Annotated in this window: 20 protein-coding genes; 17 read left to right on the top strand and 3 right to left on the bottom strand. The window is 71.2% G+C overall.

Annotated elements, in window-relative coordinates; genetic code table 11:
* Positions 1 to 13: 13 nt before the first annotated feature.
* From ABD987_RS32265 to ABD987_RS32255, 3 genes are all read left to right on the top strand, one after another.
* Entirely contained in the window at positions 14 to 1159 is a 1146-nt protein-coding gene (locus tag ABD987_RS32265) for a glycosyltransferase family 4 protein (protein WP_345403274.1), read from the top strand.
* On the top strand, positions 1156 to 1638 hold the full coding sequence (locus ABD987_RS32260) for an NUDIX hydrolase (RefSeq protein WP_345402705.1): 483 nt from the start codon (positions 1156 to 1158) through the stop codon (positions 1636 to 1638). Before ABD987_RS32265 ends, ABD987_RS32260 begins: the two co-directional genes overlap by 4 nt.
* A 135-nt stretch (positions 1639 to 1773) precedes the next feature.
* Positions 1774 to 2286, top strand: a complete 513-nt coding sequence (locus tag ABD987_RS32255; RefSeq protein ID WP_345402702.1) for an XdhC family protein — start codon at positions 1774 to 1776, stop codon at positions 2284 to 2286.
* Positions 2287 to 2293: 7 nt separating this feature from the next.
* On the opposite strand, the gene ABD987_RS32250 is transcribed toward ABD987_RS32255, so the two are convergent.
* Positions 2294 to 4402: an elongation factor G-like protein EF-G2 gene (locus ABD987_RS32250; RefSeq protein ID WP_345402699.1), complete on the bottom strand. Its 2109-nt coding sequence runs from the start codon at positions 4400 to 4402 to the stop codon at positions 2294 to 2296.
* Positions 4403 to 4629: 227 nt separating this feature from the next.
* On the opposite strand from ABD987_RS32250, the gene ABD987_RS32245 reads away from it, so the two are divergent.
* Together ABD987_RS32245 and pdxS are read left to right on the top strand one after the other, a co-directional pair.
* Entirely contained in the window at positions 4630 to 6030 is a 1401-nt protein-coding gene (locus ABD987_RS32245) for an FAD-binding oxidoreductase (protein ID WP_345402696.1), read from the top strand.
* Between the two features lie 103 nt (positions 6031 to 6133).
* Positions 6134 to 7060 carry a pyridoxal 5'-phosphate synthase lyase subunit PdxS gene (gene pdxS, locus ABD987_RS32240; protein ID WP_345402693.1) on the top strand — a complete coding sequence of 309 codons (927 nt, stop codon included), beginning with the start codon at positions 6134 to 6136 and terminating at the stop codon, positions 7058 to 7060.
* 75 nt (positions 7061 to 7135) lie between these two features.
* Here pdxS and ABD987_RS32235 read toward each other — a convergent pair whose 3' ends face one another.
* Together ABD987_RS32235 and ABD987_RS32230 are read right to left on the bottom strand one after the other, a co-directional pair.
* Positions 7136 to 9349: a penicillin acylase family protein gene (locus ABD987_RS32235; RefSeq protein ID WP_345402690.1), complete on the bottom strand. Its 2214-nt coding sequence runs from the start codon at positions 9347 to 9349 to the stop codon at positions 7136 to 7138.
* A 49-nt stretch (positions 9350 to 9398) separates the two neighbouring features.
* The gene (locus ABD987_RS32230) at positions 9399 to 9971 is read right to left on the bottom strand and encodes a helix-turn-helix domain-containing protein (protein ID WP_345402687.1); all 573 of its coding nucleotides are present in this window, start codon (positions 9969 to 9971) and stop codon (positions 9399 to 9401) included.
* A gap of 70 nt (positions 9972 to 10041) precedes the next feature.
* On the opposite strand from ABD987_RS32230, the gene ABD987_RS32225 reads away from it, so the two are divergent.
* From ABD987_RS32225 to ABD987_RS32170, 12 genes are all read left to right on the top strand, one after another.
* The gene (locus tag ABD987_RS32225) at positions 10042 to 10749 is read left to right on the top strand and encodes an AzlC family ABC transporter permease (protein WP_345402684.1); all 708 of its coding nucleotides are present in this window, start codon (positions 10042 to 10044) and stop codon (positions 10747 to 10749) included.
* A complete protein-coding gene (locus ABD987_RS32220; RefSeq protein ID WP_345402682.1) occupies positions 10749 to 11069 on the top strand; it encodes an AzlD domain-containing protein in 321 nt (106 codons plus the stop codon). The genes ABD987_RS32225 and ABD987_RS32220 overlap by 1 nt, the downstream gene beginning before the upstream one ends.
* 63 nt (positions 11070 to 11132) lie before the next feature.
* The gene (gene pdxT, locus ABD987_RS32215) at positions 11133 to 11753 is read left to right on the top strand and encodes a pyridoxal 5'-phosphate synthase glutaminase subunit PdxT (protein ID WP_345402680.1); all 621 of its coding nucleotides are present in this window, start codon (positions 11133 to 11135) and stop codon (positions 11751 to 11753) included.
* Between the two features lie 58 nt (positions 11754 to 11811).
* Positions 11812 to 12567, top strand: coding sequence for a YebC/PmpR family DNA-binding transcriptional regulator (locus ABD987_RS32210; RefSeq protein ID WP_345402677.1), 756 nt, complete (start codon positions 11812 to 11814; stop codon positions 12565 to 12567).
* Positions 12568 to 12735: 168 nt separating this feature from the next.
* Positions 12736 to 13257 (top strand): DUF4262 domain-containing protein, encoded by a 522-nt coding sequence (locus tag ABD987_RS32205; RefSeq protein ID WP_345402674.1) that lies wholly within the window; start codon positions 12736 to 12738, stop codon positions 13255 to 13257.
* A gap of 193 nt (positions 13258 to 13450) precedes the next feature.
* Positions 13451 to 14044 (top strand): crossover junction endodeoxyribonuclease RuvC, encoded by a 594-nt coding sequence (gene ruvC, locus ABD987_RS32200; protein ID WP_345402671.1) that lies wholly within the window; start codon positions 13451 to 13453, stop codon positions 14042 to 14044.
* The gene (gene ruvA / locus ABD987_RS32195; protein ID WP_345402668.1) at positions 14041 to 14637 is read left to right on the top strand and encodes a Holliday junction branch migration protein RuvA; all 597 of its coding nucleotides are present in this window, start codon (positions 14041 to 14043) and stop codon (positions 14635 to 14637) included. The genes ruvC and ruvA overlap by 4 nt, the downstream gene beginning before the upstream one ends.
* A 6-nt stretch (positions 14638 to 14643) precedes the next feature.
* The gene (ruvB, locus tag ABD987_RS32190) at positions 14644 to 15720 is read left to right on the top strand and encodes a Holliday junction branch migration DNA helicase RuvB (protein WP_345402665.1); all 1077 of its coding nucleotides are present in this window, start codon (positions 14644 to 14646) and stop codon (positions 15718 to 15720) included.
* A gap of 133 nt (positions 15721 to 15853) precedes the next feature.
* Positions 15854 to 16264 carry a preprotein translocase subunit YajC gene (yajC, locus tag ABD987_RS32185; RefSeq protein WP_345402662.1) on the top strand — a complete coding sequence of 137 codons (411 nt, stop codon included), beginning with the start codon at positions 15854 to 15856 and terminating at the stop codon, positions 16262 to 16264.
* A gap of 193 nt (positions 16265 to 16457) precedes the next feature.
* The gene (secD, locus tag ABD987_RS32180; protein WP_345402659.1) at positions 16458 to 18233 is read left to right on the top strand and encodes a protein translocase subunit SecD; all 1776 of its coding nucleotides are present in this window, start codon (positions 16458 to 16460) and stop codon (positions 18231 to 18233) included.
* A 1-nt stretch (position 18234) separates the two neighbouring features.
* Entirely contained in the window at positions 18235 to 19476 is a 1242-nt protein-coding gene (secF, locus tag ABD987_RS32175; protein WP_345402656.1) for a protein translocase subunit SecF, read from the top strand.
* Positions 19477 to 19490: 14 nt separating this feature from the next.
* On the top strand, positions 19491 to 20009 hold the full coding sequence (locus ABD987_RS32170) for an adenine phosphoribosyltransferase (protein ID WP_345402653.1): 519 nt from the start codon (positions 19491 to 19493) through the stop codon (positions 20007 to 20009).
* The last annotated feature ends 141 nt before the right edge of the window (positions 20010 to 20150 follow it).

Here is a 20150-nt window from a genome sequence, read left to right as displayed (position 1 = left end):
GACGGCGCGCGTGCTGAACATCGGCATCGTGTGCCCCTACTCCTTCGACGTCCCGGGCGGGGTGCAGGGGCACGTGCTCGACCTGGCCAAGGCGCTGATCGCCAGGGGCCACCGGGTGTCGGTGCTCGCGCCCGCCGACGAGGACGCCGAGCTGCCGGACTTCGTCTGTCCCGCGGGGAAGGCGCTCGGCATCCCGTACAACGGATCGGTCGCGCGGCTGCAGTTCGGCCCGGTGTCCTACGCGCGGGTGCGGCGCTGGCTGCGGGAGAACGACTTCGACGTGCTGCACCTGCACGAACCCGCGGCCCCCAGCCTTTCCCTGCTGGCGCTGATGGTCGCCGACGGGCCGATCGTGGCCACCTTCCACACGGCGACCCCGCGTTCCCGCACCCTCGCCGCGTTCCAGCCGGTGCTGCGCCCGCTGCTGGAGAAGATCACCGCGCGGATCGCGGTGTCCGCGCTCGCCCGGCGGGTCCAGGTGGAGCACGCGGGCGGCGACGCGGTGGAGATCCCGAACGGCGTCGACGCCGGGTTCTTCGCGCGGGCCGCCCCGCTGGCGGGATACCCGAGGGCGGGCGGCACCGTCGGGTTCGTCGGCCGGTTCACCGAGCCGCGCAAGGGGATGGGCGTGCTGCTCGCGGCGTCGCGGATGCTGCTGGGCGAGTTCGAGGACCTGCGGCTGCTCGTGGTAGGCAGGGGCGACCCGGAGCAGCTGCGCCGCGAGGCGGGCCCCGAACTGGCGCCGCGTCTGGAACTGCTGGGCCAGGCCGACGATCTGACGAAGGCCCGCGCGCTGCGCAGCGTCGACGTCTACTGCGCGCCGAACACCGGTGGCGAGAGCTTCGGCATGATCCTCACCGAGGCGATGGCCGCCGGGACGCCGGTGCTCGCCAGCGGGCTCGACTCGTTCCGGCGGGTGCTCGACGACGGGAAGGCCGGGATGCTCGTCGAGACCGGTGACGCCGCGGCACTCGCCGACGGACTGCGGGAACTGCTCGGCGACCCGGCGCGCCGGGCCTCGCTCGCGGCGGCCGCGGGGGAGCGGGTCACGATGTACGACTGGCCGGTGGTCGTCACCCAGGTGCTGCGGGTCTACGAGACCGCGGTCGCGGCCGACCCGCGCCGGGTCGGCGCCCCGGACCGGGAGCCCGCGCGGTGAGCGTGCTGGGCTGGCTGCTGCCCGCGGTGGCGGCGATCGTCGTGCTGGGCGGGCTGTTCCTCCTCGCGACCGCGAACCGGCTCGACCGGCTGCACGTGCGCACCGACGCGGGCTGGGCGGCGCTCGACGCCGCGCTGGCCCGCCGGGCGGTGGTCGCCCGCGCGGCCGCCGCCGTCCTCGGCGAGGACGAGCTGCGTGCCGCGGCCGAACGGGCCGAGGCGGCCGCGCGGCCGGACCGGGAGGCCGAGGAGAACGAGCTGACGCTGCGGCTCGCGCGGGTCGGCCGGGACCGGCTGCCCGCCCCGCTGGCCGCGGAACTGACCGACGCCGAACACCGGGTCGTGATCGCCCGCCGCGTCCACAACGACGCCGTCCGCGACACCCTGACGTTGCGCCGCCGCCGGAAGGTCCGCTACTTCGGCCTCGCCGGCACGGCCCCCCTCCCCGAATACTTCGAAATCGCCGAACCCGACCTCTGATCACGCGAGATCTCCGTCTGATCACGCGAGAACGCGGGCTGATCACACGAGATCTCCGAAACGGGTCACGTGCGCGAACGGAGATTTCCCGTGTCTGGATGGAGATCTCACGTGATCGGGCGGAGACTGGGGCGCATGACTGGACCGGAGGCGTGTGAAGTCGCGCAGGGGAAGGCGGAGGCGGAGCGGGAAAAGCGGACGCTGGTCGCGGTGTTCGCTTCGCCGGTGGCGCGTCATCTGCTCGGGTACGCGCGCGACGTCGGGTACGACGTCGTGCTGTACGAACCCGACGCGGCGCGCGCGACCGACGTGCCGGACGGATTCGACATCCGTACGTCGATGCCCGAACTCGACGGCAGCGCCGACGTCGTCGTCACCGATCACCACCGGCCGGAGCTGGGTCCGGCGCTCCAGGCGGCGCTGGCCGGCCACGCCCGCTGGATCGGTGTGCTCGGCAATCCACGCCACCCCGGCCCGCACGTGGCCGCGCTGAAGACGCTCGGTGTGCACGACGCCGACATCGCGCGCGTGCACCGGCCGGTCGGGCTCAACATCGGGTCGCGAACCCCGCCGGAGATCGCGATCGCGACGATCGCCGGGCTGATCGCCGACCGGACCGGCCGCCCCGGCGGGTTCGCGTTCCCGTGATCGCGCGCTACCGGGCGGCGACCCCCTCCGGCATCGGCTCGAACCGGGCGTGGCGTCGGGTGAACGTCGCCGTGCCCGAGGTCATCGAGCGCAGGTCGATCGCGTAGCGCAGCAGTTCCGCCGCGGGCACCTCGGCCCTGACGAGCGTGCGGCCGCCCTGCCCGGACTCCGTCCCGAGCACCCGGCCACGCCGGGCCGAGAGATCGCCGAGCACCGTCCCGAGGTGGTCGTCCGGGACCTGGATGGCGACCTCTTCGAGGGGTTCGAGCAGTGTGACGTGCCCGGACGCGGCCGCTTCGCGCAGGGCGAGCGCGCCCGCGGTCTGGAACGCGGCGTCGGAGGAGTCGACGCTGTGCGCCTTGCCGTCGACGAGCGTCACCCGGACGTCGATCACCGGATGCCCGTCGACGAGCCCGCGTTGCAGCTGCGCGCGCACGCCCTTCTCCACGCTCGGGATGAACTGGTGCGGCACCGCGCCGCCGACCACCCGGTCGACGAACTCGAACCCGCCGCCCCTCGGCAGCGGTTCGACCTCGATGTCGCACACCGCGAACTGCCCGTGCCCGCCCGACTGCTTCACATGCCTGCCGTGGCCTTTGGCGGGTTTCGCGAACGTCGAGCGGAGGCTGATCTTCACCGGTTCGGTGTCGACCTCGGCGCCACCGGCCCGCAGCCGCGAGAGCACGACGTCGGCGTGTGCCTCGCCCATGCACCACAGCACCAGCTGGCCGGTCTCCGCGTTGCGGTCCAGCCGCAGCGTCGGGTCGCCCGCGACGAGCCGGGAAAGGTTGCGCGCCAAGGTGTCCTCGTCACTGCGGGTCTTCGCCACCACGGCGACCGGCAGCAGTGGTTCGGGCATCGTCCACGGCCGCATCAGCAGGGGCTCGTCGGGATACGACACGGTGTCGCCGGTTTCGGCCGAGCCGACCTTCGTCAGCGCGCAGAGGTCGCCCGCCACGCAGTACGGGACCTCGCGCAGGTTCGCGCCGAGCGGGGAGTAGAGGTGCGCGACACGTTCGTCGGCGTCGTGGTCCTCGTGGCCGCGTTCGGCGAGCCCGTGTCCGGAGACGTGCACCGGCCGTTCCGGGCGCAGCGTCCCGGAGAACACCCGCACCAGCGACACCCGGCCGACGTAGGAGTCGACCGCGGTCCGCACCACCTCGGCGGCCAGCGGACCGTCGGGGTCGGCCTTCAGATCGGTGTGCGGCGCGCCGTCGGGCGAGGTGACGTCGGGCGGCGCGTGCTCCAGCGGGGAGGGGAACGCGCGGACGATCCCGTCGAGGATCTCGGCCAGCCCGACGCCGGTCTGCGCGCACACCGGGATCACCGGGTGGAACGTGCCGCGCGCGACCGCGGTCTCCAGATCGGCGATGAGGGTGTCCTCGGCGATCTCCTCGCCGGCGAGGTACCGGTCCATCAGGGTTTCGTCCTCGCTCTCGGCGATGACGCCCTCGATCAGCTCGTTGCGCGCCTGCTCCATCCTGGCCAGGTCGGCGGGGTCGGGCTCGCCGACCCGGGGCGGGTGCCCCGCCGAGTAGTCGAAGTACCGCTGGGTGATCAGGCCGACGAGTCCGTCGCCCGCGGGCAGGTAGAGCGGGAGCACCCCCGCCCCGAACGCGGCCTGGCACGCGGCGATCTCGGCGGCCGGGTCGGCGCGGTGGTGGTCGAGCCGGGAGACGACGACCGCGCGGGGCATCCCGACGGCGGCGCACTCGTCCCACACCGCGATCGTGGCCGCGTCGACGCCCTCCGCGGCGCACACCACGAACAGGGCCGCGTCGGCCGCGCGGAGCCCGGCGCGCAGTTCCCCGACGAAGTCCGCGTAGCCCGGCGTGTCGATCAGGTTGATCTTGTACCCGTCGTGCAGCACCGGGGCCACCGACAACCCGACCGAACGCTGCTGGCGCACCGCCGCGGGATCGTGATCGCACACCGTGGTGCCCTCGACGACCGAACCGGCCCTCGACACGGTGCCGGACGCGGCGAGCAGGGCTTCGGTGAGCGTGGTCTTCCCGGAACCGGACGGCCCGACGAGCACGACGTTGCGGACCTTCGCGGGATCGTCCACAGCGACGGCGGCCCCGGAATCGGGGTTCCTGCTCTGCTTTTCGGCCATGACGGCCTCCTCACCGGACGGCTCTTCACTTGAGGTGTGTCCTCGATCACACACCCGCGACGCTGGTCGCGGCAAGGCGGGACGCCCGGGACCAGCCGAATGCCCACTTCGCCCGATATGCTGAGGGGCGCTCGTGAACCGTGGCGACGGGGCTCTCGGGGTTGGGGGAAGCGATGGCGCTCACCAGGCGAACCTTTCTCATCGCGGCAGGTGGGGTCCCGGCCGCGATGGTGACGAAGGACGGATGGCCGGGGCACGATCGCTGGGAACGGCTTCGCCGACGGTTGTCCGGCCCGTTGATCCGGCCCGGCGAGGCGGGGTACGACGTCGCCCGTCAGGGATTCATGACGCTCTACGACCGACGGCCCGCCGCGGTGGCGCGGTGCCTGCGCGTCGAGGACGTCCAGGCCTGTGTCGAGTTCGCCGCGGAGTGCGGGCTCCCGGTTTCCGCGCGCAGCGGCGGGCACGGCTACGTCGGATACTCCACTGTGGACAACGGGCTCGTGGTGGACCTGAGCCGGATGGACACGGTGCGGGTACGCGGGTACGGGCGGGCGGAGATCGGTGCCGGTGCCCGGCTGGGCCCGATCTACGCGACGCTCGGCCGCGCCGGGCGGCTGCTGCCCGGCGGGACCTGCGCGGCGGTCGGGATCGGCGGGCTCACGCTGGGCGGCGGGATCGGCGTCGTGGCAAGGAAATACGGGCTCACCTGTGATCACCTCGAATCGGCGCGGCTGGTCACCGCGGACGGACGGGCGCGCACCGTGTCCGCGGAGTCGGAACCCGATCTGCTGTGGGCGCTGCGCGGAGGCGGCGGCGGGAACTTCGGCATCGTCACCTCGTTCACCTTCGGCACGGCGCGGGCCCCGCGCCTGAGCACGTTCGAGCTGAAGTTCCCGCCCGCCTCGATGGCCACGCTGCTCGACATCTGGCCGCGGTGGCAGCACGGGATGCCGGACGAACTGTGGACGAACTGCGGGCTGCACGGCGACGGCCGGATCGTCACCGGTGGCTGTTTCGCCGGGCCGGTCGAGCGGCTCCGCCCGATGGTGGACGACCTGGTCCGCCGCATGGGCGCCGAACCGCTGGAGCGTACCGAGGCCGAGCGTGACTACCTGGCGACCATGACCTACTACGCCGGATGCGCCGATCTCGCCGGGTCCGCGTGCGCGCCGTCGTGGAACGGCGGGGGCGGGGCGATCGGGCGGGGTACCTACGTGGCGGCGTCGCGGATGCTGCGGCGGCCGTTCACCGATCCCGGCGAGGTCGCGCGGCTGCTGACCAGCGATCCTGCCCTCTACACGATCATCGACGGGTTCGGCGGGGCGATCGCGGAAGTGGGGCCGGGGGAGTCGGCGTTCGCGCACCGGGACGCGCTGGCGAGCATCCAGGTCCTGCGCGACGTGGCGCCGGGGCCCGGCGGGAAGGCCGCGGCGCGGCGCGCGGTGGGCCTGGTACGCGACGGCCTGGGGGAGGACGTCGGCACCACGGGGTACGTCAACTACCTCGACCCGGAGATGCCCGACTGGGCGAACGCCTACTACGGCCGGAGCCTGCCCCGGCTGCGCGCCCTCGCGCGCCGGTACGACCCGGACCGCGTCTTCGCCTTCCCACAGGGCCTGGACTGACCCGAAGTGGACTGGCCAGATAGTGGCCTACTGGCCTGCTTCGGCGGTCCACAATCGGCTTACGCTCGAGGGGTAACCGCAGCGTTCCCCGAAAGGTCCAGCCGTGTCTGAAGCTCAGTCCACCCCAGCCGTCCCGCCCGCAGTCCAGTCCGCGAAGGGGACCGCCAAGGTGAAGCGCGGGATGGCGGAGATGCTCAAGGGCGGCGTCATCATGGATGTCGTCACCGCCGAGCAGGCGAAGATCGCCGAGGACGCCGGCGCGGTCGCGGTGATGGCGCTCGAACGCGTGCCCGCGGACATCCGCGCACAGGGCGGCGTCGCGCGGATGAGCGACCCCGACCTGATCGACGGCATCATCGAAACGGTCTCGATCCCGGTCATGGCGAAGGCCAGGATCGGCCACTTCGTCGAGGCGCGGGTGCTCCAGTCGCTGGGCGTCGACTACATCGACGAGTCCGAGGTGCTCACCCCGGCGGACTACGCGAACCACATCGACAAGTGGGCGTTCACCGTGCCCTTCGTGTGCGGGGCGACGAACCTGGGCGAGGCCCTGCGCCGGATCACCGAGGGCGCGGCGATGATCCGTTCGAAGGGGGAGGCCGGCACCGGCGACGTCTCCAACGCGACGACGCACATGCGCCAGATCCGCGCGGAGATCCGGAAGCTGTCCTCGCTGCCCGAGGACGAGCTCTACGTCGCGGCCAAGGAGCTCCAGGCGCCGTACGAGCTGGTCAAGGAGGTCGCGGAGAAGGGCAAGCTGCCGGTGGTGCTGTTCACCGCGGGCGGGATCGCGACCCCGGCCGACGCGGCGATGATGATGCAGCTGGGCGCCGAGGGCGTGTTCGTCGGCTCCGGCATCTTCAAGTCGGGGAACCCGGCGCAGCGGGCCGAGGCGATCGTGAAGGCGACGACCTTCCACGACGACCCGGACGTCATCGCGAAGGTTTCGCGTGGCCTCGGTGAGGCGATGGTCGGCATCAACGTCGAGGACGTTCCCGAGCCGCACCGGCTCGCCGAGCGCGGCTGGTAAAACACTTCGGTCGATCGGGAGGCCCCGTGAACGTCTGTTCACGGGGCCTCTTCCGCGTGCTCGGCCCGGCCGGGTTCATTCGCCGGGGTGATAGCTCCGCTCGATGTGGCCGTCGAGGTCGCCGGGGTGGAAATAAACGGGCCGGAGGTTGCCGCTCGCGTAGCGTTCGACCTGGTCCGCGAAGTGCGGCGAGTCCGGATGTCCGCTCGCGCCTCCCTCCCGCACCGCTCTGGCACGCAGTTTCGGCCCGAATTCCACGACCGCCACGAAGGTGTTGCCGCTGGTGCCGTAGAAGCGCTTCGTCGTGCCACCGGACGGTTCCGGCTGCCGCTTCGCCCCGAACGAGGCGAGGGACCCCCACGTCCCGGAGGCGAACGGCACCGGGGTGCTCGGCTTCGCGTCGTCGAATCTCTGGTCGATCGCGTCGTCGAGGCGCTGAAAGCGGTTAATCTCTCCCCAGGGCACTCGCCAGCCGCCGAAATCGCGCGTGAGCCGTTCCACCGCCGTCTCGAGCGAGGCGAGCCGCTGCTCGTCGGTGTCGCGTGGCCCCTCGGCCCAGAACACGGCCAGCGAAGTCGCGGTCGAGTCCGTGCCCCAGCGATGGTCCCAGCCCCGCAGCAGTCCGATCGGTCCGGCGAGCTTCGCTTTCCGCGGGTCGTTCCCCGGCAGGTTGTGCCACGCCTCGACCAGGCGCGGGACGAGCCCGCTCACCGGCTCCCCGTCGCCCGCGTCAGGGGCGAAGGCCGGGAGGTGGGGATCGAAGGCGATGTCGCGCAGCACCTGGGGGGTGAACACGTGCCGCGTGGTCAGCAGCCGAGCGGCGTGCGGTCCGCGTTCGGTCTCACCGGCCTGGTCGAAATACCGCGGATAGTCGGTGGCTCGGGGGCTGTCCTGGCCGGCGCAGGTCCATGGCCAGTTGTTCGAGTTGAACACCCAGCCCTGCTCCGGATTCACCGCCTGCGGCAGGTCCTCCAGGCTGTGCAGTCCTTGCCAGTCGGTCGCCGGATCACTGCCGTCGACGGGCTTCGTGTAGTCGAAGCGATCGTCGCGGATCGGCATGAACTGCGGCATGAGGAAGGCGATGTCGCCCTTCGAGTCCGCGAAGATCGTGTTGTTGGAGCTGTTGGCCTTGAATTCCGCCACCCGGAGGTACTCCCGGTAGTCCCGGGCCTTGGTGCGCAGGTAGCTCTGCTGCAGCGCTTCGACGGGTTTGTTCATCAACGCGAACGCGATCCACTTGCCGTCCGCCTCGCCCACGATCGGGCCGTGATGCGTGGCGAAGGTGGTGAAGCGGCGTTGAGCCTGTCCGCCGTCCGGCGTGCGATAGCCCAAGGTGATCGTCTTCGTCGTCACCGGCCGCAGTTCGGTGCCGTACCGGTAGCGAAGGCGGCCGTCCGCCGCCCGCACGATCGTCTCGGCGAACTCGTCGACGTTGTCGGCGCCGGTCGAGGTGTGCATCCAGCCCGCGTTCGCGTTGAAGCCCTGGTAGAGGAAGAACTGTCCCCAGGTGGCCGCGCCGTAGGCGTTGAGCCCCTCGCCGCTGGTCACCTGTTGTTCCGAGCGGAAGTAGAAGGTGGTGTGCGGGTTGATCAGCAGCAGCGCGTGGCCGTCCCGCGTGCGGTCCGGCGCGATCGCGATGCCGTTCGAACCCGTGGGCTCGCGCGGCGGCACCGGCTCCTCGTCCCCGCGCGCGGCCGGTTGGCTGTCGTAGAAAGCCCGGAGCCGGGGGAGCGGCGCACGCGTGATGTCACCGCCGATGCTGCCTTCGGTGAAGCTCAGCGCCATCCACGGCTCGAACCGCGTGAGCACGAGCGGACGCACCTCGGGGTGCGTGGCGAGGTAGTAGTTCAGCCCGTCCGCCCAGGCCTCCGTCAGCCTGCGCAACCAGGCCGGGCACCGTGGATGGAGATCGCGCTTCAGTACCTGGGGATCGACGAACAGCCGCTGACGCAGGTCCTGCCAGATCGCGCTCTCGCCGTTCGCCTCGGCGAGCCGGCCGAGGCTGGTCAGATAGTTGGTCTCGATCCGGGCGAAGTCGTCCTCGGCCTGGGCGTACATCATCCCGAACACCGCGTCGGCATCGGTCCTGCCCTCGACGTGCGGGATTCCCCAGTCGTCGCGGGTGATCCTCACCCGCGCCGCCTGCCCGCGCCAGCGAGCGAGATCGGGCGGGGTCGGTGCCGGAATGGCGGCCGCGTGGCCGGGGGTCAGGCCCGCCGCGACGGCGGCGGCCGCCGCCCCGCCCAGGAACCGGCGCCGGTTCAGTCCTGCGTGCCGCGCGTCGTTCATGCGGTGGTCCACCTTCCTTGGGGGTCAGGAGACGACAGACGGGCGCACCTCAGTTGTATTCGGAGATCTCGACGGCGTAGGTGCCGGGCTCGAGGGCTTCGAAGATGTGCGGCACGTCGGCGGGATAGCAGATGTAGTCGCCCGGCAGCAGTTCGACCGGGTCGTCCAGGACGCCGACCCTGGCCCGCCCGGCGCACAGCACGGTGTGCTCGACGACGCCGGTCATGTGCGGGTCGGACCGGCGCGGCGAACCCGGCTCGGCGCGGACGAGGTACACGTCGCGGCGGGCCGCGGTCGGGCAGGCGCTGAGCAGGGTGCACGCGTAGTCGGCGTGTTCGGCGAACACCGTGGGCCCCTTGCCCGCCCGGATGACGCGGACACGCGGGCGGTCCGGTTCGACCAGCCGGGAGAACGGGACGTCGAGTGCCACCCCGAGCGCCCAGAGCGTCTCCACGCTGGGGTTCCCGGTGCCCGATTCGAGTTGCGAGAGCGTGGACTTGGCGAGCCCGGCGCGGCGGGCGACCTCGGTAAGGGACAGGCCGGCGCGGGTGCGTTCGCGGCGCAGCGACGCGGCGATCAGCTCCAGCGGTGCGCCGCCGTGGGGCGCGCTGTCCTGCGGCATGTGTGTTCGCTCCATCAGTCTTGCTGTTCGTCTTGACGAACAGCGGATCCGTTGTTCAGTATATGGTGCTATGCGTTCGATTTGGCGAACTCTCGATCGGGACCTCGCACGGGACATCGGGCTGGTCTGTCTCGCCGATTGTCTCGTGGGGGTCTCCTACGGCGCCATCGCGGTGAGCTCCGGCTTCCCGCTCTGGATGCCGATGCTGCTGTCCCTGCTCGTCTTCGCGGGCGCGTCCCAGTTCATGTTCGTCGGGATCGTGGCCTCCGGTGGCAATCCCCTGGCAGCGGTCGTCGCCGGACTGCTGGTCAACGCGCGGCACGTGCCGTTCGGCTTCGCCGTGGGCGACGCGCTGGGCACGCGCTGGACGGCCCGGATCGCGGGCAGTCACCTGATGATCGACGAGTCGGTCGCCTTCGCGCTCGCCCAGAAGGACGCGCACCGCAGGCGCGCGGCCTACTGGGCCTGCGGGATCGGGCTGTTCGTCTGCTGGAACCTCGGAGTGCTGGCGGGAGCGTTCGCCGGGACGGCGATCAGCGACACCGCCGTGTTCGGCCTGGACGCCGCGTTCCCCGCGGTCCTGCTCGCGCTGGTCCTGCCGTCGCTGAAGGACCGCGCGGCGCGGCTCCCGGTGCTTCTCGGCGTCGTGGTGGCCTTGGCGACGACGCCGTTCCTGCCCGCCGGGCTCCCGGTGCTGCTCGCGCTGGTCGGCGTGCTGGCCGGGCTCGCCGCGAAGGAGCCGGGCGAGCGGCGACGAGACCTGGCGGAGGCGCGCTGATGGACGGGATGGAACTGCTGGTCGCGACGGGGATCCTCGCCGCGGGTACCTTCGCCTTCCGGTTCGCCGGTCCGCTTCTGAAGACCAGGGTGAAGCTGTCACCGAGGGCCGAACGGCTGATGACACTGGCCGCGGTCGTCCTGCTCGCGGCGCTCGTGGCGACCAGCACGTTCGTGGAAGGACACGGGTTCGCCGGGTTCGCCCGCCCCGCCGGGGTACTGGTCGGGGGAGTCCTCGCCTGGCGGAAGGCGCCGTTCGTCGTCGTGGTGGTCGCGGCCGCGGCCACCGCCGCGCTGCTGCGGCTGGCCGGGGTGCCCTGACCTGCCGTTCGCGCCCGCCCGGAGGCCGCCTAAGCTGGTACGAAGGTCTTTTCGGGAGGTCGGGTGGCGATCACGTCCGGGGCGACGCCGAACATCGGCGTGCTCGCGCTGCAGGGCGACGTGCGGGAGCACGTCGCGATGCTCGAACACGCCGGGGCACGGGCCACGCCCGTCCGGCGCCCCGCCGAACTGTCCGTGGTGGACGGTCTGGTGCTCCCCGGCGGCGAGTCGACCACGATGTCGCGGCTGCTGGAGAGCTTCGAGCTGCTCGAACCGCTGCGGGAACGGATCGCCGCCGGGATGCCCGCGTTCGGCTCGTGCGCGGGGATGATCCTGCTCGCGCGCCAGGCGCTGGACGGGCGTCCCGACCAGCAGCAGCTCGGCGGCCTCGACGTCGTCGTGCGGCGCAACGCGTTCGGCAGGCAGGTCGACTCGTTCGAGGCCGACCTCGACTTCGCCGGGATCGCGGGGCCGCCGGTGCACGCGGTGTTCATCCGCGCCCCGTGGGTGGAAAAAGCGGGTGACGGTGTCGACGTGCTGGCCGAGGTCCCCGGAGAACCGGGCACGGTCGCTAGGATCGTCGCGGTTCGGCAGGGGGCGGTGCTGGCGACCGCGTTCCACCCGGAGGTCACCGGGGACGAACGGGTGCACCGGCTGTTCGTGGACCTCGTGCGAAAAGCCTGAGCAGGGACGCGGTGCCCACCGGAAGGCACCCGGCGGGCGCGACACAGATGGAGGAGAGATGAGCGGCCACTCCAAGTGGGCCACCACGAAGCACAAGAAGGCCAACCTCGACGCGAAGCGCGGCAAGCTCTTCGCGCGGTTGATCAAGAACATCGAGGTGGCCGCGCGGACCGGCACCGGTGGTGGTGACCCGGACGGCAACCCCACGCTCTACGACGCCATCCAGAAGGCGAAGAAGAACTCCGTCCCGCAGGACAACATCGAGCGCGCGCGCAAGCGCGGCGCGGGTGAAGAGGCTGGTGGTGCCGACTGGCAGACCATCACCTACGAGGGCTACGGCCCGAACGGCGTCGCGGTCCTGATCGAGTGCCTCACCGACAACAAGAACCGGGCCGCGATGGAGGTCCGCACCGCGCTGACCCGCAACAACGGTTCGCTCGCCGACCCCGGCTCGGTGTCCTACATGTTCAACCGCAAGGGCGTGGTGATCATGCCCAAGGGCGAGGCCACCGAGGACGACGTCCTGATGGCGGTGCTCGACGCGGGCGCCGAGGAGGTCAACGACCTCGACGAGAACTTCGAGATCGTCAGCGAGGCCACCGATCTCGTGCCGGTCCGGAAGGCGTTGCAGGAAAACAACTTCGAGTACGACTCGGCCGAACTGACCTTCCTGCCCTCGGTCAGCGTGCCGCTGGACGCCGACGGCGCGAAGAAGGTCTTCAAGCTGATCGACGCGCTCGAAGACTGCGACGACGTCCAGAACGTGTACGCCAACTTCGACGTTTCCGACGAGGTGCTGGCGGAGGTCGGTTGATGATGTGGGGCGCGGCCGGAACGTTTACGCACTGTGCCGCATTCCACGTCTCCGACGAGGTGCTCGCCGAAGTCGGCTGACGGTTTTTCCGTTGTGTAGCCGGAATCCTTGACAGGTTCGGAGATTTCCGGGCGTGTGCTCTGTCCGAGGACGCCGTCGTACGGCAGAATGTGCGCCGTGACGACACCAGCCCTCACCGCCGCGGACCAGGAACTGATCACGTGGATCGAGTCCCAGGCGAAGGAGAGAGGCAACGCCGTCATCGCGGTTCCCAGTGACGACAAGGGTTCCGGCTACTGCTTCACCGCGTGCGCGTGGGCGCTCCACAACGTTCCCGAGGCCGTCGTGGTCGGGTTGCCGGAGCAGATGGCGCCCGTGCTCCTCGACGCCTATGTGGACCGTTCGGCCGCCGGGGAGATCTTCGAGGTCGGCAAGACCTACGAGGACTTCTTCGAGGGCGTCCCGGTGGTGTTCGAGCGCGTCGCCAAGGGCCACTACCCGGAGTACTTCGGGAGCGCGTTCCTCGTCTACCCCGACGGCGACTTCCCGGCGCTGCAACTGATCGTCGCGACCCCGGAGGGGCACTTCCCCTGGCACTCCGACGCTCCGGAGGGCTTCGCCGAATGGCAGCCGGTGCTGACCGAGAGCGGCGTGCCGGAGAGCTGGCGCCCCGGCGTCGACGGGCCCTGATCCGACGTGGACGAGCGCCCCAATGTGGCATTGGGTGCGCTCAACGCACCGAACGCCACATTGGGTGCGTGGAACGCGCCGAATGCCACATTGGGTGCATGACCCCGCGACGAGCCCGGCATGTCCTGCGGGGCCGAGGCCACGGTGGCGGGTAGCCTTCACCTCGAACTGATGTTCGTCGAGGAGGAGACGCGTGCGCGTGCTCGGGGTCGACCCCGGTCTGACCAGATGCGGTCTCGGTGTGGTCGACGGCGGCAAGGGCCGCGCGGTCCGCTGCGTCGCCGTCGGTGTCGTGCGCACACCCGCCGATGCCGAACTGTCCCGGCGGCTGCTCGGGATCTCCGACGAGGTGGAGAGCTGGCTGGACAAGTACCGGCCTGCCGCGGTCGCGGTCGAGCGCGTGTTCGCCCAGCACAACGTGCGCACCGCGATGGGCACCGCGCAGGCGGGCGGGGTGGTCGCGCTCGCGGCGGCGCGCCGGAACCTGCCGGTCGTGTTCCACACGCCGAGCGAGGTCAAGGCCGCGGTCACCGGGTCGGGCCGCGCGGACAAGGCGCAGGTCACCGGTATGGTGATGCGCCTGCTCAACCTCGAGGTCAAACCGCACCCCGCGGACGCCGCGGACGCGCTCGCGCTGGCGATCTGCCATCTGTGGCGGGAGCCGATGCGGCAGCGGCTCGCCGAGGCCGAGGCACGCGCGGCGGAGATCGCCCGCGTGCACAAGGCACGGCTCGCCGCGGCGGCCAAGAACACCGGCCCGAAGAAGAACACAGGAGTGGCGCGATGATCTCGTCGGTACGCGGCGAAGTGCTTTCCGTCGGTCTGGACCACGTCGTGGTCGAGGTCGGCGGTGTCGGCTTCGCCGTGCAGGCGACCCCGTCCACCCTCGCGACGCTGCGGCGTGGCGAGGAGACCCGGCTGCACACCGCGCTCGTCGTCCGCGAGGACTCGCTGACCCTGTTCGGGTTCGCCGACGCCGACGCGCGCGAGCTGTTCTGGCTGCTGCAGACGGTGTCCGGGATCGGGCCTCGGCTCGCGCTGGCCACCCTCGCGGTACTCGAACCGGACAAGCTGCGCGCCGCGCTGGTCGAGGGCAACATCACCGTGCTCACGCAGGTGCCCGGGATCGGCCGCAAGGGCGCCGAGCGGCTCAGCCTGGAACTGCGGGACAAGGTCACCGCCCTCGGCGGGAGCGACGAGGTGCCCGCCGTGACGGCACCCGGCGCGCTGCGCGTGGAGGTCGTGGAAGCGTTGGCGGGCCTCGGTTTCCCGGCGAAGCAGGCCGAGCAGGCGGTGGACAGGGTGCTCGCCGCCGGCGACGGGCACACGACCTCGACGGTGCTGCGCTCGGCGCTGGGCCTGCTCGGGCGTAAGCGGTAGCGGCCCGTGGAGTACGACGCGGTGACCGAGTACGAGCCGGACGACGAGACGCTGTCCGCGCTGCCACAGACGGGGGAGCGGGACCTCGAAACCACGCTGCGCCCGCGCAAGCTGGAGGAGTTCGTCGGCCAGCCACGGGTCCGTGAACAGCTGGAACTGGTGCTGGAGAGCGCGCGACGGCGGGGCGTCCCGCCGGACCACGTGCTGCTGTCCGGCCCGCCCGGCCTCGGCAAGACGAGCATGGCGATGATCGTCGCGGCCGAGCTCGGCGCCGCCATCCGGATCACCTCCGGCCCGGCGCTGGAACGCGCGGGCGACCTCGCCGCGATGCTGTCCAACCTCGCGCCCGGCGACGTGCTGTTCATCGACGAGATCCACCGCATCGCGCGGCCCGCCGAGGAGATGCTCTACCTGGCGATGGAGGACTTCCGGGTCGACGTCGTCGTCGGCAAGGGACCGGGCGCCACCAGCATCCCGCTGGAGATCGCGCCGTTCACGCTGGTCGGCGCCACCACCCGGTCCGGCTCGCTGACCGGGCCGCTGCGCGACCGCTTCGGGTTCACCGGGCAGATGGAGTTCTACTCCGACACCGAGCTGGAACTGGTGGTGCGCCGGGCCGCGACGATCCTGGACATTCCCATCGACCGGGACGCCTGCGCCGAGATCGCCCGGCGTTCCCGTGGCACGCCCCGGATCGCGAACCGGCTGCTCCGCCGTGTCCGCGACTACGCCGAGGTACGGGCCGACGGCGAGGCCACCCGTGCGGTGGCACGCGCGGCGCTGGCCGTCTACGACGTCGACGAGCTGGGGCTCGACCGGCTGGACCGGGCCGTGCTGTCCGCGCTGACGCGGTCGTTCGGTGGCGGACCGGTCGGTATTTCGACCCTCGCGGTCGCGGTCGGTGAAGAGGCGACAACGGTCGAAGAGGTGTGTGAGCCCTATCTCGTACGCGCCGGTATGCTCGCCCGGACGCCCCGCGGCCGGGTCGCTACCCCGGCGGCGTGGGAGCACCTCGGCCTGGTGCCGCCCGCTGATCCCGGACGGCCCGAACAGGGCGGCCCGTCCCTGTTCGACCAGGACTGACGAGACGTCGAACCGGGTACCTACAGGCAGTGGGTGCTGGCGTTCTCGCCGGCACCTGGCACACTCGAAGAAGAGCACATCCCGCCAAAACGGACGTATCGGCGAACAAGCGGCGTCCGCCGAATGGAGAGTCATGAACCAGTTACTGCTGCCGTTGCTGCTGATGCTTGTCGTGGCGGTGCCACTCATCATGGGCACGCGCAAGCAGAAGAAGCAGGCCGCGGCGCAGAAGGATCTCCAGGACAGCCTGGGCCCCGGCGACCGGGTGATGACCACCTCGGGCCTGTACGGCACCGTGGCCGACGCGAGCGGCGACACCACGATCGACATCGAGATCGCCCCCGGCGTCGTCACCACGTGGCTGCGGCTGGCGGTGCGCGAGAAGGTCGAGCCCGTCGTCGAGGACGGCACCGCGGACTCGGCGGAGACCGAGATCGTCGAGGCCCCGGCCGAGGCCGACACCAAGGCCGAGGCCAAGGACGAGCCGGTCGAGGCGGCGTCGACCGCGCAGGTCGCGCCCCCGCTGGAGCACGGGAAGAAGTAGCTTCCCCGGGCGGCCCACATCCCGACGAAAGTCGGTGTGTGGGTCAACGCCAGGCTCACGCAGCACCGAGTAAGGTCTCGGTGCTGCGTGCGTGCCGTTGTGGCCATGCCCGTGGCCGGGCGGCAGCAGGCCGACCGTACGTCGCCTGACCGAAACCGATGGGGAACACCCAGTCCGAGGAGACCGAAGCACAGTGGCAGCATCGGCCGGGCATCTCCGCCCGGGACGCTATCTCGCCTTCTTCGCCCTGATCGTGGTGGCGCTGTACGCCCTGGTGTTCTTCACCGGGGGCGGCAAGCCCACGCCGAAGCTCGGCATCGATCTGCAGGGCGGTACCCGGGTCACGCTCACCGCGCGCACGCCGGACGGCGGCACCCCGACGCGGGAGTCGCTCAACCAGGCGCGCCAGATCATCGAGAACCGGGTCAACGGGATCGGTGTCGGCGGCACCGAGGTGGTCCTCGACGGCAACAACGTCGTCATCACGGTCCCCGGTGAGCAGGGCGACGAGGCGAAGAACCTGGGCCGGACGGCGAAACTGGGCTTCCGCAAGGTCGTCACGTCCCAGCCGGTGGCGCCGCAGCCGGGCCAGCCCGGACAGCCTGGTCAGCCCGGGCAGCCGGGGCAGCCGCCCGCGACGGGGGCGCCCTCCTCGAACGCGACTCCGCCGCCCGCTTCGAGCGGCGCGCCGAGCAGCAAGCCCGGTGGTGGCGGCGCGCCCGGCGCGGAGCCCGCGCAGCAGCAGAGCACGGCGCCCGCCCCGCCGCCGTCCGGCGGTCCGGCGACCGAGGAGGACGCGGCGAAGGAGATCCAGCAGGCGAAGGCGATCCGGCAGAACCCGGCGCTGGTCCCGGCCCCGGACAAGGCGAGCGACCCGGCCGCGCAGGCCGCGCAGAAGGCCGCGGCGGAGAAGGCGTTCGCGTCGCTGCACTGTGTTCCGAACGGCAAGGACCCGCTGGTCGGCAACGACGACCCGAAGCTTCCACTGGTCGCCTGCGGTGACAAGGACACGAACAAGTACCTGCTGGAGCCGGAGTTCCTGCCCGGCACCGAGATCTCGAACGCGAACTCCGGCTACGACCAGCAGCGCGGCCAGTGGGTCGTCGACCTGTCCTTCAAGAGCGAGGGCGGCAAGATCTGGGGCGACTTCACCTCGAAGAACGTCAACCAGCAGGCCGCGTTCGTGCTCGACACCAACGTCGTGTCGGCGCCGACCATCCAGGGCGCGATCCTCGGCGGCAACACCCAGATCACCGGCAAGTTCAGCCAGACCGAGGCGAAGCAGTTGGCCGACATCCTCAAGTACGGCTCGCTGCCGCTGTCGTTCGCCTCCTCGGACGCGACGACCGTGTCGGCGACGCTCGGCCTCGCCTCGCTGGAGGCCGGCCTGATCGCGGGCGGCATCGGCCTGCTCGTGGTGTTCGTCTACTGCCTGTTCTACTACCGGCTGCTCGGCATCCTGACGATCCTCTCGCTGGGCCTGTCCGGGTTACTGGTCTACGCGGTACTTGTGCTGCTCGGTCGCTGGATCGGCTACACCCTCGACCTCGCTGGCGTCGCCGGCCTGATCATCGCCATCGGGATCACGGCGGACTCGTTCGTCATCTACTTCGAACGATTGAAGGATGAGATCCGGGAAGGCCGGACGTTCCGGTCGGCGGTGCCGAGAGGCTGGGTCCGCGCGCGCCGCACGATCTTGGCGTCCGACGCCGTGAGCTTCCTGGCGGCGGCCATCCTGTACATCATCGCGGTCGGCGACGTGCAGGGCTTCGCGTTCACCCTCGGTATGTCCACGGTGCTCGACCTCGTGGTGGTCTACCTGGTCACGCATCCGCTGGTCGCGCTGGTGTCGACCTCGAAATCGAAGTTCCTGTCCAACCCGAAGCACCTCGGCCTCGGGGCCGTGCAGCAGCTGGGTTCGCAGCGCAAGTCGACCCGTGTCGGCCGCGCGCACGTGAAGGAGGCCTGACGTGGGGGTTGACGAGCTGGGTACGGACGCCGAGGCGGCCAAGCCCGCGCCTGCCAAGAAGGAGAGCTTCTTCCACCGGCTCCACGTCGGTACCGGTGCGCTGGACGTCGTCGGCGTGCGCAAGCGCTGGTACATCTTCTTCGCCGCGCTGGTGCTGGTGAGCATCGGGTCGATGGTGTTCCGCGGCTTCAACGCCGGCATCGAGTTCGAGGGCGGGACGCAGATCCAGCTGCCCGCGCACGGCACGCACGGACCCATCACCGAGGACCAGGTGAAGCGCAGCTTCGCCGACGCGCTCGGGACCGCGGCCGCGGAGACGCAGAAGGTCGGCACGGGCGCCGCGACGACCATCCAGATCCGCTCCGAGACGCTGGACGCCGGTCAGGTGGCCAAGGTCAAGGAGACGATCGCCAAGGAACTCGGCCCGATCGGCAGCAACGGCAAGGCCGACGTGCAGGCGATCAGCGACAGCGCGGTGAGCGCGTCGTGGGGCGACGAGATCTCGCAGCAGGCGCTGATCGCGCTCGGGGTGTTCCTCGTCGCGGTCACGATCTTCCTGGCGGTCTACTTCGACCTGCGGATGGCCACCGCGGCGCTGATCTCGCTGCTGCACGACATCGTGGTCACCGCGGGTGTGTACTCGCTGGTCGGCTTCGAGGTCACCCCGGCGACCGTGATCGGCCTGCTGACCATTCTCGGGTTCTCGCTGTACGACACGGTGGTGGTGTTCGACAAGGTCCGGGAGAACACCCGCGGCCTGCTCGGGCTGACCAGGCGCACCTACGCCGAGGCGGCCAACCTGGCGCTGAACCAGACCCTGATGCGGTCGATCAACACCGCGGTCATCGCGATGCTGCCGATCCTCGGCCTGCTCATCGTCGGCTACGTCCTGCTCGGCTCGGGCACGCTCCAGGACCTCGCGCTGGTGCAGCTGACCGGCACCATCGTCGGTGTGCTGTCCTCGGTCGCGCTGGCCACCCCGCTGCTCGTCGACTTCAAGATGCGGGAGCCCAGGTACCGGCAGCAGGCCGCCCGGGTCGAGGCGCGCCGCAAGAACCAGGCACGCAAGGCCGCCGCGCAGGCGGAGGGCGACTTCGACCCCAACGACGAGGAAGCGCTCGAGGCGGAGCTGCGCAAGGAGAAGGCGTACGCGGCCGCGGCGAGCGTGCCGGCTCGGCATCCGAAGCAGGCCCAGCGCAAGGGCAGGCCCTCCGGTAAGCCGTCGGGCAAGCGGAAGCACTGAGCGGGCCACGACGGATGGAGCTGGCACAGGCACTCGGCCGGATCGCCGAGGTGCCGGACTTTCCCGAGCCGGGCGTCCTGTTCCGCGATCTCAGCCCGCTGTTCGCCGACGCCGCGGCGTTCGCGGCGGTGACCGACGCGCTGGCCGGCACGGTCGACCCCGGGGTCGACCTGCTGGCCGGCGTCGAGGCGCGGGGATTCCTGCTCGCCGCGGCCGTCGGGTACGCCCGTGGCCTCGGCGTGGCACTGGTCCGCAAGCCCGGCAAGCTGCCGAGCGTCGCGGGCCGGGTGGACTACGCGCTGGAGTACGGTACCGCGAGCGTCGAGCTGCCGACCGGGATCGTGCGTCCCGGCCAGCGCGTCGCGGTGCTGGACGACGTGCTCGCGACCGGCGGCACGGTGGCCGCGACCTGCAAGCTGCTGGAGGACGCGGGCGCGGTCGTCGCCGGGATCTCGGTGGTCGTCGAGCTCGCCGGGCTGGGCGGTCGTGCCCTGGTGCCCGGCCGCGAGGTCCGCGCGCTCGAAACCTGCTGACCCGGGTCCCGCACCGCGCGGTCGTGCGCCCCAATGTGGCATTGGGTGCGTTGGACGCACCCAATGTGGCGTTCGGTGCGTTGGACGCACCGAACGCCACATTCGGGCGCTTGGGGCCCCGTGGTGGGCGCCGGAGGGGAT

Source organism: Amycolatopsis samaneae, assembly GCF_039541975.1.
In the GTDB taxonomy this organism is placed as follows: Bacteria; Actinomycetota; Actinomycetes; order Mycobacteriales; family Pseudonocardiaceae; genus Amycolatopsis; species Amycolatopsis samaneae.
This window is presented reverse-complemented; position numbering and strand designations above follow the sequence as displayed.